Annotated in this window: 1 pseudogene; it reads right to left on the reverse strand. The window is 65.8% G+C overall.

Annotated elements, in window-relative coordinates:
* Positions 1-15: 15 nt before the first annotated feature.
* A pseudogene (locus ON20_RS25820) lies at positions 16-976 on the reverse strand (IS481 family transposase).
* Positions 977-1,081 lie beyond the last annotated feature (105 nt).

Here is a 1,081-nt window from a genome sequence, read left to right on the forward strand (position 1 = left end):
AGCTGTACCCGGCCATCAGGGTGGTTGCAGTCGGCTGATGGGCGGGTGCCCGTCGAGTGCACTGTGGCGTCGTCGAGTGTTGTAGTACTCGATCCACGATGCAAGGGCTGCGGCGCGTTCGGTGTTGCTGGTGAAGACCTGCCGGTAGGCCCATTCGGTTTGCACGGTGCGGTTGAGGCGTTCGACCTTGCCGTTCTGCCAGGGGCAATGCGGTCTGATGAAGATCTGCTCGGCGCCGAGGCGGGCGCAGACTCCGCGCAGGGAGTTTTTGTAGGCCCAGACGTTGTCGGTCATCAACCGCTGGATCGAAAAGTGATGCCGTGGTCGGCGAAGTAGGCGGCGGCCCGGGCCGAAAAGCCTGCGCACGTGGTGGCTTCTCCTCGACCAGGATCTCCGAATACGCCAGTCGGGAATGGTCGTCGACCAGCGAATGCACATAACCGAACCCGGGGCCGTTGACACGGTCACCCACGACCGCGTCACGGCCGTGGGCACGCCATCCACCGCCGGCGGGAATGCGACCGAGCTCCTTGACGTCCATGTGCACCAACTCGCCCGGACAAGCGCGTTCATAGCGCACCGTTGTCGTTTTCGATGCGCGGATCACCACACCGGTCAACGGGTCACACTCCCGCAGATACGGTGCTCGGCGACAGCGCAGCACCCCACTCACCGTCCGCGCCGGCACGCCGAGTTCGGCACCCGGCCGGTCCGGGACGCGGCGCGACCGCAGCCGTAGAGCCACGATGCGGGTCTCGACCGCCGCCGGCGTGCGCGCCGGCATCGTATGCGGGCGTGAGGACCGATCGATGAACCCGGCCTCGCCTTCGGTCTCGTACCGGGTAATCCATTCGTGCACGCAGGTGCCGGATATACCCATCGCCGCAGCGATATGCGCCCTCGCCCATCCAGCGCGATAGCGCGCCACGATCAGCCTTCTGCCGTGAACGATGGTGCGGGCATTACCGTGAGACACGAGAACCTCCGGGTCTGTGGGCGTGACCCTCGACAAGCCACACCCCACCCGGAAGTCCTCACCGTATCAACCCGACACGCTGTCACCAACGTCCTGGCCGGGTAC

It is taken from the genome of Nocardia brevicatena NBRC 12119 (assembly GCF_000308495.1).
Classification (GTDB): Bacteria; Actinomycetota; Actinomycetes; order Mycobacteriales; family Mycobacteriaceae; genus Nocardia; species Nocardia brevicatena.